8 protein-coding genes are annotated in these 15,279 nt (G+C 31.4%); 4 read left to right on the forward strand and 4 right to left on the reverse strand.

Annotated elements, in window-relative coordinates; genetic code table 11:
- Nucleotides 1–198: 198 nt before the first annotated feature.
- Nucleotides 199–8,271, forward strand: a complete 8,073-nt coding sequence (locus B5464_RS12420) for a T9SS type A sorting domain-containing protein (protein WP_079738624.1) — start codon at nucleotides 199–201, stop codon at nucleotides 8,269–8,271.
- Nucleotides 8,272–8,356: 85 nt separating this feature from the next.
- Here B5464_RS12420 and B5464_RS12425 read toward each other — a convergent pair whose 3' ends face one another.
- From B5464_RS12425 to gcvT, 4 genes are all read right to left on the reverse strand, one after another.
- Nucleotides 8,357–9,151: a hypothetical protein gene (locus tag B5464_RS12425; protein ID WP_079738625.1), complete on the reverse strand. Its 795-nt coding sequence runs from the start codon at nucleotides 9,149–9,151 to the stop codon at nucleotides 8,357–8,359.
- A 73-nt stretch (nucleotides 9,152–9,224) separates the two neighbouring features.
- Nucleotides 9,225–10,223, reverse strand: a complete 999-nt coding sequence (locus B5464_RS12430) for a metal-dependent hydrolase (protein WP_079738626.1) — start codon at nucleotides 10,221–10,223, stop codon at nucleotides 9,225–9,227.
- 16 nt (nucleotides 10,224–10,239) lie between these two features.
- A complete protein-coding gene (locus B5464_RS12435; RefSeq protein ID WP_079738627.1) occupies nucleotides 10,240–11,358 on the reverse strand; it encodes an SDR family oxidoreductase in 1,119 nt (372 codons plus the stop codon).
- 85 nt (nucleotides 11,359–11,443) lie between these two features.
- Nucleotides 11,444–12,529, reverse strand: a complete 1,086-nt coding sequence (gene gcvT, locus B5464_RS12440; protein ID WP_079738628.1) for a glycine cleavage system aminomethyltransferase GcvT — start codon at nucleotides 12,527–12,529, stop codon at nucleotides 11,444–11,446.
- 132 nt (nucleotides 12,530–12,661) lie between these two features.
- Here gcvT and B5464_RS12445 point away from each other — a divergent pair, with 132 nt between their 5' ends.
- Genes B5464_RS12445 through B5464_RS12455 form a run of 3 tightly spaced genes read left to right on the forward strand, consistent with a single transcriptional unit; the run spans nucleotide 12,662 to nucleotide 15,173 of the window.
- Complete coding sequence (locus tag B5464_RS12445) at nucleotides 12,662–14,290, forward strand: aminopeptidase P N-terminal domain-containing protein (RefSeq protein WP_079738629.1); 1,629 nt, start codon at nucleotides 12,662–12,664, stop codon at nucleotides 14,288–14,290.
- Nucleotides 14,291–14,962 carry an NAD(P)H-binding protein gene (locus B5464_RS12450; RefSeq protein ID WP_079738630.1) on the forward strand — a complete coding sequence of 224 codons (672 nt, stop codon included), beginning with the start codon at nucleotides 14,291–14,293 and terminating at the stop codon, nucleotides 14,960–14,962.
- The gene (locus B5464_RS12455; RefSeq protein ID WP_077809049.1) at nucleotides 14,955–15,173 is read left to right on the forward strand and encodes a VF530 family DNA-binding protein; all 219 of its coding nucleotides are present in this window, start codon (nucleotides 14,955–14,957) and stop codon (nucleotides 15,171–15,173) included. Before B5464_RS12450 ends, B5464_RS12455 begins: the two co-directional genes overlap by 8 nt.
- Nucleotides 15,174–15,279: the final 106 nt, after the last annotated feature.

Genomic DNA, 15,279 nt, shown 5'->3' on the forward strand with positions numbered 1-15,279 from the left:
GGTGATTTTTTTTTGAAAAAAAGCTGTTTTTTAAAAACCAGACCCTATGGTTTATCGTATATGTTAAGAATACTAACAGTTGTAAATGGTTAATTAATAGCTTGATATATTTTTTTATTAACATAGTTTTATCAAAAAATTAACATAAAAACTATTAAGTTAAATTACATTTACAAGCTTAAATTTTCTTATAAAAATATGTACAACATTTTTAATAAGACGATATTGTTTGGGGGAATAATACGTTTTAAAAAAATTATTTTAATTACAATTGCATTTATATCTATAACTACTTACTCACAATCAACCTCGGTTGATACAGACGGAGATGGTGTTTTAAATTCACAAGACTTAGACGATGATAACGACGGTATTTTAGATTATATCGAAGATGCTCAATGCGCTGTTTTTTATGAAGATTTTGGCACAGGTACGTATCCTGGTAGCGAGTTGCCTGCAGGTTATACAACATATAATTATAGAGGTGATATTACCGCTTTCTCAGGTTTTCCAAATGCATTAAATGATGGTGATTATGCCATTGCAAACTTAATAAATCAACCAGAAGGTAGTTGGCAAGAAAATATTAGCGATCATACAACTGGTAGCGGTTTTATGATGGTTGTAAATGCTAACTTTACAATTGGCGACTTTTACACTAGAACCGTTACGGTTTCAAAAAATGCTACGTATAATTTTTCTGCATGGTTAATTAATGCAAATAGTATAAATAACGAGCAGTATTGTACAAATAATGAAGGTGGTTTAATTTTAGCAAATGTAAAATACGAAATTAGAGATTTAGATAATTCTGGTAAGGTAATTGCATCTTTTGATACAGGAGATATTCCTAGAACAGGCAAATGGAATAATTATAATTTCGAATTTAATTCTGGTAATGCAACTAATTTAGAAATTGTTTTAATTAATAATCAAGTTGGTGGTTGTGGTAACGATTTAGCTTTAGATGATATCTCTTTAACATTAACTTCTTTGCCAAACGGAACAACCCCATGTGATTTTGATGGTGATGGAATACCAAATAGCAGAGATTTAGATTCTGATAATGATGGAATTTTTGATATTTTAGAAGCGAGTGGTATAGATGCGAATAACGACGGTCTTGTTGATAATAATTCAGATTTAGACAACGATGGTTTGTTTGATGTTTATGATGAATCTTGTATAGAAGAAAGCAGTACAACAACTGGTTTTGCAAACGGTGTTACCGCATCGCAACACTTTATTAATACAAATAATGCCATCGGAAATCCAGGAAATACTTTTGCATCAGGTCCAAATAGTTGGCCAGGAGGTAATCCGTTTTTTATGGTACTAAGTTTTCCAGAAACCTTAACCAAAGGCACAGAAGTAACAATTTATCTAGCACAAACAGCTTCAGATAATAATAATGAAGTTAGGTTTAGAGAATCAGATGCTGCGGGTGTTACACCATCAAACTCTAATTATCAAAATAATTTTTTAAACGGAAGTGCACGGGTAGGTTACAAATATATAATTAATGCAAATACAAATCACATTAAAGTACAAACGTTTGCTTACAATATGGTTGTGTATGGTGCTAAGTATTCTAAAACAACTAATTCTACTCTAGATTGTTCAGGGGCTAGACTTGTTCCTACAGAAACTACAATTGGTGTGCCAAATTATTTAAATAGAGATTCAGACGGTGATGGTTGCCCAGATACTTTAGAGGCTGGTTTTACAGATCATGATAAAGACGGCATTGTTGATGGAGGTGTTATTAATTCTAACGGAACAGTTTCCGGAAGTGATGGTTATTCAGGTACAAATTCAGCAGTAACAAATGCAAATGTTAGTAATGCTTGTCCTCCTTTAGATTCAGACGGAGACGGTATTCCCGACAATGTAGATTTAGATGATGATAACGATGGTATTTTAGATGTTGTCGAGTGTAGTTTATCTGCAGAACCTTTATCAACAACTACTAGTCTTAATGTTAACGGTAGTTTTAATCAAAACTATATAGATAATAACAATTCCGGTACTCCTTATGTAGGTAATGTAAACAGAGCAAGATTTACACCTAGTCCTTGGGTAAATGTAAATACGTCCGATTTGTCAACAGATCAACAAATCTCATTTACACTTAATTATCAACAAAGATCAGATTTAACAATTTCAAACGGAAGATCTACAGATTTTCAATCTTCACCATCAGGTGGTTCTTTTATGGGCTTTAGAAGTTCAGAAGGTATATATACTCCACTTCATATAGTAGATCCAAACGAAGAATACACAATAAAACTAGATTATACAGAATATCCAGAAACCAATGGATTCGAGAGGCAAGCTTCCTCAGTAAATATTGTATTAAGATTAAATGGTAATTCTTCAACCTCAGGAACTTTAATAAGTAATATTAATAATCTTACCACTACGGGTGGTACAGCAGGTACTTGGGAAGAAAGAACTTACACTTTTATACCGAGTAATTTAGGTATTACAACCCCAGGTAATTATAATTTATTTGTAGGTTCAAATAATTCGGCATCAAATTATTGGGCATTTGTAGACGGTATCTCTGTTAATGCTGTTTCTTATTTATCTTGTGCAGATACAGATGGAGACGGTATCCCAAATAGCTTAGATTTAGATTCAGATAACGACGGAATTCCGGATATTGTTGAGGCAGGTGGAGTAGATACAGATGGTAATGGAAAAATTGATAATATAAACATTGACGGTACTTTAATTAATGATACTAATAATAACGGACTGGATGATTTATATGATGTTGATAACGGAGGTAATTTAATACCTAATCTAGATGCTGACGGAGATGGAATTCCAAATAGACAAGATTTAGATTCAGATAATGATGGTATTGCAGATATTGTAGAAGCCGGAGGAACAGATACAAACGGAGACGGTAAAGCAGATAATTTTGTTGATATTGATAATGATGGTTTTAATGATTTAGTTGATGGCGATGTTGGTCAAGACGGTGTTTCAGAAAATACGAGTAATGCTTTAATAACAACGGGTACAGACACAAATAACGATGGAAAACCCAATTCTTACACTAAAGGCGATACAGATGGAGATGGTATAAACGATTACTTAGACTTAGATTCAGATAACGATGGTATTGCTGATGTTATTGAAGCTGGTGGAGACGATACAGATAGAGACGGAAAAGCAGATAGTTTTGTAGATACAGATAATGATGGTTTTAATGATGTTGTAGACGGTGACCCTACAAATACTTTAGCAAACGGTAATGATGCTAACGGAACAAATACTGCAAATGCATTAATTGTTACAGGTACTGATGCTAATAATGATGGCAAGCCAGAGACGTACCCAAATGGAGATTCAGATAATGACGGAAAACCAAATTATGTAGATATAGACGCAGATAACGACGGTATTACTGATAATTTAGAGGCACAAACCACTAGTGGTTACATTGCACCTACAGGGCCAGGTATCATAGCAGATTTAAACAAAAATGGTGTAGATGATGTTTATGAAAATGGAGCTATTATTGGTTTAGATCCAACAAATACAGATACTTTAGACAAACCAGATTATTTAGATACAGATTCAGATAACGATGGTATTTCAGATATTGCAGAGAATGGCAATACTAATAATATTTTATCTGGTATAGATACTGATAATGATGGTTTAGACGATAATTTTGATAATATTAATGATTCTGCAATAACAGGAGCTACAGTAAATAACGGTATAAATTCACCAAATGCAAGCAACCTTGGTGATGAGGATGGAGATATTAATGCTGATGGAGATGTAGATTATAGAGATATTAAAGACACAGATAACGATGGTATTCCAGATTCAGTTGACTTAGATGACGATAATGACGGAATATTAGACACAGATGAAGGTTGTGAAAATCTAATTACCAACGGTAATTTTGAAAACCAAGACTTTTCTGATGCAAGTATATTTCCAGGAGGTTTTACAGCAGCAGCAGGTACATTTATAGGTACAACTTATAATACTAACACATTAGAAGGTTGGAATTACACCCAAAATTTAGATGGATGGGTCGGTGGACAAAGCCCTTCTTGGGGACCAAGTGTAGTCTTTGCCGATGCTTACCAAGGAACACAATATGTAGATGTTGTAGGTAATAATGATGTAACTTCGGGTGTAAGTAATATACTTTCTCAAACAATTACTACTACGGTTGGTAAAACCTACACACTTTCTTTCTTTTGGGGTGAAGATGTTGGCCATGGAACAGGACAAGACGTTACTCTTGATGTTAAAGTTTTAGATGCATCAAATACTAGTATAATAAATCAGACTTTAGTTGCTACAGCAGAAGGAAATGTAGGCGGAATTATTGGCCCAAAAAAGTGGTATGTTTTTTCTCAAAAGTTTGTTGCTACAACTACTCAAACAACATTACAATTTCAAGCGACAACTCCTTCTAACGGATCACTTGGGGCAGGAGCTGCTTTAGATTTTGTAAGTATTTCTTCATGTATAGACTCAGATAATGATGGTATTCCAAATAGCTTAGACTTAGATTCTGATAATGATGGTATTCCGGATTTAGTTGAAGCAGGAGGAGAAGATGTCGACGGAAATGGAACGATAGATGACGTAAACTCTAATGGAACATTAGTAAATGATTTAGATAATGATGGTTTAGACGATCGTTATGATTCAGATAGTGGCGCAAATAACGTCACTATATCAAATCCTGATACCGACGGAGATGGAATTAAAGATTACATAGATTTAGATTCCGATAACGATGGTATTGCTGATATTATTGAAGCTGGCGGAACTGATACTAATAGCGATGGAAAAGCAGATGATTTTGTTGATTCTGATAATGACGGATTTAATGATCTTGTAGATGGCGATGTTGGTCAAGATGGTATATCAGAAAACACTGCAAATGCTTTAATAATTACCGGGCAAGATACCGATAATGATGGTAAACCAAACTCTTATGTTTCAGGAGATGCAGATAATGACGGTAAACTAAATTTTGTTGATATTGATGCAGATAATGACGGTATTCCAGATAACGTAGAAGGACAACCTTCAACAGGATATATTGCTCCAAGTGGAGTTGGAACATCTGTTACTGATGTTAATAATAATGGTGTAGACGATAATTATGAAAACGGTGCTATTATAGGTTTAATTCCAGAAAATACAGATGGCTTAGACGTTCCAGATTATTTAGATACAGATACAGATAATGATGGTGTTTTAGACGTCAATGAAAACGGTGATGGAGATACTTTCTCAGCAACAGATACAGACGGTGATGGATTAGTTGATGTTTTTGATGATAACGATGATTCAGCGATAAATGGCTCAACAGTAAACGACGGTTTAAGTCCATCTGCAAGTACAATAACTAATGAAAGTTCATTAGAAGATGCATTTAATGATTCTGATGGAGATTTTAATCCTGGAAATGGTGATCTTGACTACAGAGATGCTCCAATAGATGATTTAATGATTACACAAGTATATCAGTTTGATACTGAGCGTTGGATAGAAATTACCAATATCAGTAATTCAAATACTATTGCAGCCAACCTAGTAAATGTGCAGCTATATTTAAATAAAACAGGAGATCAAACAGGGGTAACACCAGATGCTACATTAACAGTTAGTTCTGCAATTTTACCAGGTCAATCTGTTTTAATTACAAATTCAGAAAACAATATTTCTAATACAACAGCGGCAGCACCAACTGCAAAAGCAATTATTATACAAGATAATGCATTAACAAATATTGAAGGAGGGGACGATACCATTACAGTATCAAAAACTGGCGATGACAGCTCATGGTCAAACCGAATTGATGTTGTTTCAAAATTAACTAACAAAACATCGTATGTAAGAATAGATGAAACGCTACAACCTAATGTAAATTATACAGAAAGCGAATGGGTTGTTTTTATAGATGATGCGTTAGATCCTTATAATTTCTTAATTGATTCAGCTGAGAGACATCCGCATGATCCGTTAATTTCGGAGATTGAAAGTTCGAACTCAGATGCAAATACCTTGTTAGGATTGCATAGAATAGAGAAAACAATAAGAACTGGTGGTAACTGGAATAATGGTTATCCTGATAGATCTAGATATGTTTCTGTTAATGAAAATTACGAACATCAAAATGAAAGATTGAGTGCGCGTAAATTAGAGGTATTAGGTTCTAATATTCTAGCAATAGATAATCAATTGTTAGTGGTAACCAATAATTTAAATATTACCACAAATGCAGAGATTCGATTGGTTGGAAAAAGTCAGTTTGTTCAAACGCATACAGGAGTTGCCGATATTACAGGTAACGGAAAAATGTATGTCGAACAAAACTCTGAACTTGCAAATATTTATAGATACAATTATATGAGTTCTCCTGTAAGAACAGTCGATTTACAAACGTATTCTATAGAATCAGTTTTAAAAGACGGTACAAACCCGGTTAGTTTTGCAGGTGTTGTTGGTCAAGGAGCATCAAACATTGCTAGAGATATTAATTTTGTTGGCGGTTATGATGGTAGTACAGGTACACCAATTAATATTGCAGATTACTGGATTTATACTTTTGCTAGTACAAGAGGACAAAGATCTAATTATGAACACAAGTATAAATCAGGAACAATAGCGCCAACAGATGGTTATATTTTTAAAGGACCAGAAGTAGCACAAAACTATACTTTTGTTGGTAATCCTAACGATGGAGAATTAACTACAGCAGTTGGAGGAAGTGACTCTTATTTAATAGGAAACCCATTTCCGTCTGCTATGAATGCTTTAAAATTCATTAAAGACAATATCAATTCTATCGATGGTAGTTTATATTTCTGGGATCATGTAGGCGAAGAAAACACTAGTTCTGAAACTAGCGGACATAATTACCAAGGTTATGTTGGTGGTTACGCTACAATTAACCTTTCTATGGCTGTAGGAGGTTTAGATAAACCTGCTGTTGGTTCTTTTAGCATTACCTTGCAAGCTGAAGAATCTTTATTAAATGGGACCATTTTTGAAATAGTAGAAAAAAGCATCGTTAGATTAAATACAAGTTCTAGTTATTTAGAATTTAATAGAATTACAAGAGCTACAGACGAAATAAATATTAATTACAAATCTGCTACAGTTAAGACTTTAATTTTCCTTAAAGATAATGTAGAAGTTGGTACTTATGATTTACCTGCAACATCGGGTTATGAAACATTTACTATTAACGATTGTGTTATTGTTGGTTCTACTATCAGATTTGAGTCTTTAGATTCAAACACAATTGATATTGATTTTATAGAAATGAATGACGATGATGGAGATGTTTCATGTGCACCCTCAAGTGGTACAGATAGTAGTTTATTTAAAACTCCTGGAACTTATATTCCTATCGGTCAAGGATTCTTTATAGGAGGTGATTCTGACGGTGGACCAATCGTGTTTAACAACAGTCAAAGACAATATGTTACAGAAGATAGTGGGAATGCTGTATTCTTTAAAACTGAAAGAAAAAAGGTTGTTGAACAAGATAATGGCGACTTTAATACATTGCCTTTATTAAAAATAGGAATGGACTTTGTTAGCCAAGATAGAGAGCCATTACACAGACAAATTGGTGTATCTTTTAGCCCGAACAATACTTTTGAATTTGAAAAAGGTTTTGATAGTCCTATTAACGATTTAGGTGCAACGGATGTTTATTGGAAGTTTGAAAATAGTGACAACAAATATGTTATTGCAGGAATTCAAAGTGTTTCAAATTCTTTAGAGATTCCTTTTGAAATAATAATGGATTATAAAGGTGCTGTTATTTTAAATTTAGATGATATCAAAAAGGTAAACAACACTATTTTTGTAAAAGATAAATTGAATAACAAAACATATGACATTACAAATAACGAAGTTGTTTTACAATTAGATAAAGGAGAGCATTTAAATAGATTCTCGATAGTATTTAGTCAAGATACTGTATTAAGTGTTGATGATGCAAATCTAGAGAATCCAATAAATGATTTAATAACTACTTTCTTAGACAAAACTACTAACGAGTTAGTAATTGATAATAAAAACAATTTAAACATCGAAAACGCAGTATTATTTAATCTTTTAGGTCAGAAAACAAACAGTTGGAACATTGATTCTTCTGATAGTGAAAACAGACTTAAAGTTAAGAATATAGCTAACGGAGTATATATTGTAAACATTAAAACTGAAAAAGGTGTTATCAGTAAAAAGGTTTTGTATAACAAATAACAATACAATACTTACTTATAGAAAATAAAAAATCTCATTATCTAATTATAGATAATGAGATTTTCAAATTATAGGCAATAGATATTTATTTCTTAGTATAATTCTCTGGAATAGAAAAACTATCTCTAAAACCTTCAACAAATTTTATGTTTGTAATTTTAGCATTTCCAATTTTATCTGTTAAACCATCTTTAGAATTCCATCCGTAGAAATCCCAATTTGTGGCAATAGAAATACCTTCTATTTCTGTATAATCTCTATATTTTATAGCATGAGGATCTGCTTCTGCAGCTTCTTTAGTTTTACCAGCAGTTACAATATATGCAACGTGTTCTAGTAAATCAGTTTCGTTATTTTTATAAACAACGTACCAATCATCCGGTGCATCACCTGTATTTGCTTCAAAACTTAGTTTAGCCGTTTTTAAGTTATTGGTAGCTTCTTGTGTTTTATGATTAAAATTCCACTTTGTACCGTTGTCGTTTAATTTATAAGGAAATAGGAAAAAATAATTCCAAGTATACGCATGAAAACGCAGTCCAGGATTTGATTTTAATCCATCAGAAACAAAAATATCTTGTTTGTTAACATAGATTTCATCACCATTTTTATATGCTATTTTAGCAATATCAGAAGAAGTAGAAACTGTAATGTTAGCGTTTAAAATTTCATTTCCTCCAAAATTTATAACAGCATCGTATTGTATAGCTTCTTTTGTTAAGAAAATATCTTTTTTGTGTGCAGTTTCTATAACTTCAGCAAAATTTTTAGAAACAGTTTCTTTTTTAACTATTTCTGTTGTTTTTTCGGTTTTAGGTTGTTGTTTGCAACCCGTAATAATTGCAGCACCAATAATGGCTGTAAAAAGTGATTTTTTCATGTTAGTTTAATTGAAAATTTATTTTAAAAATGATTAATCGTTTTTATGCTAGAAGCCTTACAAAATTTTAAGACTAATTTCCTTTAATTCTCATCCAAAGATCAGACATTAGGTTTTTAACATCATTTTTATCTTTCTTTATTTCTATAAAATTTACGTTCTCATTTTCATCAACATTAATTTTATACTTAAAAACAAAATTTTCTGCATTTTTACGCATGCTTAGGGTTCCGAATCTTAAATCATTAAAATATAAATCAGAATTTTGCTTGTTAATAGTGTACCAACCTTTAGAAATTGAAATCATTCGTTTTACTTTTTCATTATTCTTTAAATTTCCTAATAAGTAATGATTCTTGGGATAATGGGAAAATTCGATTGGGTTTTTATCAAAAAAAGATGAATGCCCAATTAAAAAAGAATTTTTAGTTTCTACGTTTGCAGACCATAATATAGTATTTAAGGGCGCAGGTTTGGTTGCAATTTTAGAATAGATAATGTTTTGATTATTTAGCTCTTTGGTGAATTTTTTGTAAGAAAGACCTTTTAAAATTAAGGTAATGGCTAAATAAGAACTACTTATTATCAACCCTAAATTATTGTAAGTTTTTCTCTTTTTAGAAGTTCTATTTTGAAACATTGCTAAAAGCACTAAAATGATAAAAGGTATCGTATATAACGGGTCTACAACAAAAACATTTTTAAAGGCTAATCTTATATCTAAAGGCCAAAATAGTTGTGTGCCCCAAGTTGTTTGTGCATCTAAAATAGGATGTGTTATAAAGGCCCAAAAAAAGAGCAAAGTCCAATCTTTAAAGTTTTTATATTTCTCGAATTTTAAAACTACAAGAGCAAAAATTGGAGCAAATATTACAGAGAACAAAATAGAATGAGTAAAACCTCTATGGATTTCTAAAGCAGTTACGGTATCTGTAAAAAAGCTAGAAATTACGTCTAAATCTGGTATTGTGCCTGCAATAGCACCATACAACATTGCTTTATTGCCAATTTTTTTGCCTAATACGGCCTCACCAACAGCAGCGCCTAAGACTATTTGAGTTAAAGAATCCATAGGTTTAGAGTTTTAATTAGTAATAACTTTTTCTAAATTTTTTTTCGACGGAAAAGTCAATTAAGTTCATAAAGTTTTCATGCACACCAAGTGTTATGTCTAATTTTAATTCTTCAATAAACTTTAAAATTAAGGTAGATTTAAACTGCAAATCTGGTACAGAAACATATTTTTCAAAAAGATTACCAATACTTTTGTAGTAAAGCTGTTCAAAACTATTAAGGTTTTCTGGCTTTTCAGAAACGTATTCGTAAGTATTTATTTTAAAAGATTCTAAAACGTTACCTACATAATTTTTGTGCAGAATTTGTTTAGGGTTTACTATGTTTAGTTCTTTTATAGTCGGATTTAAAAAAGCATATAAAATTGCTTTAGAAACAAAATCTACAGGAACGATGTTTAAACCGCTTTCTTTATCAATCCAAATTCTAAAATTATTTTTAGATTTTTTAGCGTATTTGTCTAAAAAGATTGCCCAAGAATAAAATACATCAAATTTAGGAGTTTCAAAAAAAGGTGCATCTAATAATCTACCGCAAATAATACTTGGTCTTAATATTTGTGCGCCTATATTCTTTAATTTGCAGGTTTCTTTTACATAAAATTCACTTTCATATTTAGATTTCTCATACGGATTTCTAAAATTTGTGACGTTATAATTATCAATAGAGTCGTTAACTTTTTTATCTTGAATACCAAATGAATATGCAGTACTTATGTATAAAAATCGTTTTACATTTTTAGGTAGTTCTTCTAAAAGATTTTTAGTTACTAAATAATTTTGAGCATGAACAATTTGTTTAGAATCTGTTGTGTGTAATAAACTTGTAGAGCCTGCGCAATGTATAACAGTATCGAAATTATATTTGTTTAAAACCGTTTGATCTATAGATTCTAAATCATGAGAAATAACGGTGATTTTTTCTAAACAATCTTCTATTGTAAAATTATTCAAAAACTCAGGACGAGATTTATCTTTAAGAATTGCTAAAAGTCTTTCTTCTGCAGTTTTTTCGTGAGCTCGAATTACTACATAAAGATGATTAACTGTTTTATCTACAATAGCTTTGTGTAACCATTCGAATATAATGTGACTACCAACAATTCCTGTACCGCCAGTTAATAAACAATTCATATAATTTTTTTTTTAGTAATTAAAAAGTGAAATTAGTTCTTTAAACTAAAAAACCTCACAAATATGTGAGGTTTTTCTAAAATATTTATCCTTTATAAAAAGGTAGTTTTACAATTGTGGCTGGTATTATTTTTTTTCGAATTTGAATATTAATTCGAGTACCACTTTTTGCAATATTTGTGGGTACATATCCTAAACCAATACCTTTATTTAAGCTAGGGCTCATGGTACCAGAAGTTACGTTACCAATTACGTTACCTTCAACATCAACAATATCATAACCTTGTCTTGGTATACCTCTTTCATTTAATTCAAAAGCAACTAATTTTTTTGTTGGTTTTTCTGCTTTTTGTCTTGCCAAAGCTTCAGAGTTTACAAAATCTTTAGAAAACTTTGTAATCCAACCTAAACCTGCTTCTATTGGCGAAGTACTATCATCTATATCATTACCGTATAAACAATAACCCATTTCTGTTCTTAAAGTATCTCTTGCAGCTAAACCAATTGGTTTTATACCAAATTCTGCACCAGCTAAGAAAACTCTATTCCAAATTTGTTCTACTTCTTCATTTTTGCAATAGATTTCAAAACCACCAGAACCAGTATAACCCGTAGCAGAAATAATTACATTTTCGATACCGGCAAAATCACCAATTTTAAATTTATAAAATGGTATTTCAGATAAATCTAAAGAAGATAAAGATTGCATTGCTTCAACAGCCTTTGGACCTTGAATTGCTAGTAAAGAATAATCTTCTGATAAGTCTCTTAAATCTGCATTAAATTCTTTGTTGTAAGAAGAAATCCAGTTCCAGTCTTTTTCTATGTTAGATGCATTTACCACTAAAAGATATTCATTTTCTTTAATTCTGTAACAAATTAAATCATCTACAATACCGTTTTCTGTATTCGGTAAACAGCTATATTGTGCATCACCAATTTCTAATTTAGAAGCATCATTAGAGGTTACTTTTTGTATAAGTGCCAAAGCATTTTCACCAGAAACTAAAAACTCACCCATATGGCTCACGTCAAAAACACCAACAGATTCTCTTACCGTTAAATGTTCTGCAGTAACGCCTTCATATTGAACCGGCATATTGTAACCAGCAAAAGGTACCATTTTAGCGCCTAATTTTTCGTGAACTGAATGTAAAGCAATATTTTTCATGTATAGATTTCTTAAATTTAGCGCTAAATTATTGAAAAATTCGCAATTATCAATCACTAATATTTTGTTAATATTTTTAACTAAAAAATAAATAATGTTACATTTGGGTAGACAACTTATAAATCAGCTACAATGCAGCCATTCAAATTTATTTTAATTGCTTTTTTAGCAATTACATGCAACGGATTTTCACAAACACCATCAGATTTTTTATCCAAAGATTTTCATAAAAGTAAAAGAGATGCTTTACGAGCAAAAATGCCAAAAAATTCTGTAGCTGTAGTATTTGCAAACCCTTTAAGAAACAGGGCTAATGATGTTGATTATGTTTTTCATCAAGATCCTAACTTTTATTACTTAACAGGTTATAGAGAGCCAAACGGAGTTTTAGTTTTGTTTTCTGAAAATCAAACTGATGAAAACGGATTAGTTTATAACGAAGTTTTATATGTTCAGAAAAAAAATAAAAGAGCAGAACAATGGAATGGCAAAAGGTTAGGAGTCGAAGGAGCAATAAAGGAATTAGGTTTTAAAGTAGCAAAAAATGGCGAAGATTTTATAAATGATAAACTAGATTTTAAAAAATTTGATAGAGTTTTTATCGAAAAATTTAATGACGATTATAGAAATTCTGCTAGAGAAAAAGCAGAGGTGTATGATTTAGTATTGTCTTTTAAAGAAAAAGCAGATTTTAATCCAAAAAACTTTTTATCACCATTAAAAAAGCAGATTTACGAAATGGTAAAATCTACGCCAATAGAAAACAGTGCAAATGTTGCGCAGATAATTGGTAGAGCCGTTGCTTATGATGCATCTTTAAAAAATGATGAGGATTTAATGAAGTTTAAAGAAGCTACAGATGTTAATTTAAAGAAAGATTTACAGCAAAAGATAGCCTTAAAATTAAATGCTAAAACAAATATTGATGTAACCTTTTTATCTAGAAATTTGGCAACTTTAAGAGAGGTTAAAACAAAAGAAGAATTGGTTTTATTAACTAAAGCAGTAAGAATCTCTGCAATTGGGCAAGTAGAAGTAATGAAAGCCATGAAACCTCATATGTCTGAAACAGAATTACAAGGTATACACGAGTTTGTTTATAAAAAATATGGTGCAGAATATGAAGGATATCCTTCTATTGTTGGTGCAGGAAATAACGGTTGTATATTACATTATATAGAAAATAATAAAACAAAAGTTGGCAACGATTTAGTTTTAATGGATTTAGGCGCAGAGTATCGAGGTTATACGGCAGATGTAACCCGTACAATTCCGGCAAACGGTAAATTTACAGAAGAACAAAAAGCCATTTACGAAATAGTTTACAAGGCACAAGAAGCAGGTATTGCGGCTTATAAGATAGGAGAAAGTATGGCGAAACCAAATCTAATTTCTAAGAAAATTGTAGACGAAGGTTTGTTTAAATTGGGCATTATAAAATCTATTGATGAAAAACATCCATATTATCCTCACGGAACGTCACATCATATTGGTTTAGACGTGCACGATCCAGGAAATTATGGTAATTTTGAAGAAAATATGGTGGTTACTATGGAACCAGGAATATACATTCCCGAAGGAAGTAACTGCGATAAAAAATGGTGGGGAATTGGTATTAGAATAGAAGATGATATTTTGATAACTAAAAATGGGCCTAAAAATCTTTCTGCCGAAGCACCAAGAACCGTAGAAGAAATCGAAAAAATGATGGCTAAAAAGTCTATTTTAGACGATTTTGTTTTACCAGATTTAGATAAATAAATGAGCAAAACAGCAATCATATTAGGCGCAACAGGTTTAACCGGTAATTTACTTTTGCAAAAGTTAATTGCAGATGCTTCTTATACAAAAATCAAACTTTTTTCTAGAAGTGCTGTAAATATATCATCAAGTAAAATTGAAGAGCATTTAATAGATATGTTTGCTTTAGAAGCGCAAAAAACACTTTTTACAGCAGATCAAGTGTTTTGTTGTATTGGCACAACAGCGGCAAAAACAAAAGACAAAGAAAAGTACAAATCTATAGATTATGGCATACCTGTTACTGCCGCAAAATTAGCCAAAGCAAACAATATTGCTACTTTTGTAGTGATGTCTTCTATGGGCGCAGACGCAAAAAGTTCTGTATTTTACAACAGAATTAAAGGCGAAATGGAAAGAGATATTTTAGCTCAAAAAATAAAAAACACACATATTTTAAGACCTTCTTTAATTGGAGGTAAAAGAGACGAGTTTCGTCTAGGAGAAAGTATCGGTAAAGGAATTATGAAACTCTTAAATCCGTTGTTTATCGGGCCTTTAAAAAAGTTCAAAATGATTCATCCAGATAAAATTGCAACCTGTATGAAAACGATCGCAAACACTTCTAATAACGAATCAATTATAAATTCAGACTTAATTTTAACGATAGCAAATTCTAATAATAATGAGTAAAGAACAACCAAACAACCCAATGCACGGTATAAAATTGGCAACAATTTTAGAACAATTGTTTAAAGAATATGGTTGGGAAGAATTAGGAGATCGATTAAATATAAATGCTTTTAGAAATAACCCAACCTATAAATCTTCATTAAAATTTTTAAGAACAACACCTTGGGCTAGAGAAAAAGTAGAAAAGTTTTACGAAAGAAATATGTTATAATTTTTTTTGAAGCTTTTTCCTGCTTTTCGCACTCGCTTTTTTTCAGAAAAAGAAAAAAGAGCTCAAACAAATGCTACAATCAGGGCTAGAATTATTTATAAACTTT

The sequence above is a fragment of the Polaribacter sp. KT 15 genome (assembly GCF_900143115.1).
GTDB classification, from domain to species: Bacteria; Bacteroidota; Bacteroidia; order Flavobacteriales; family Flavobacteriaceae; genus Polaribacter; species Polaribacter marinaquae.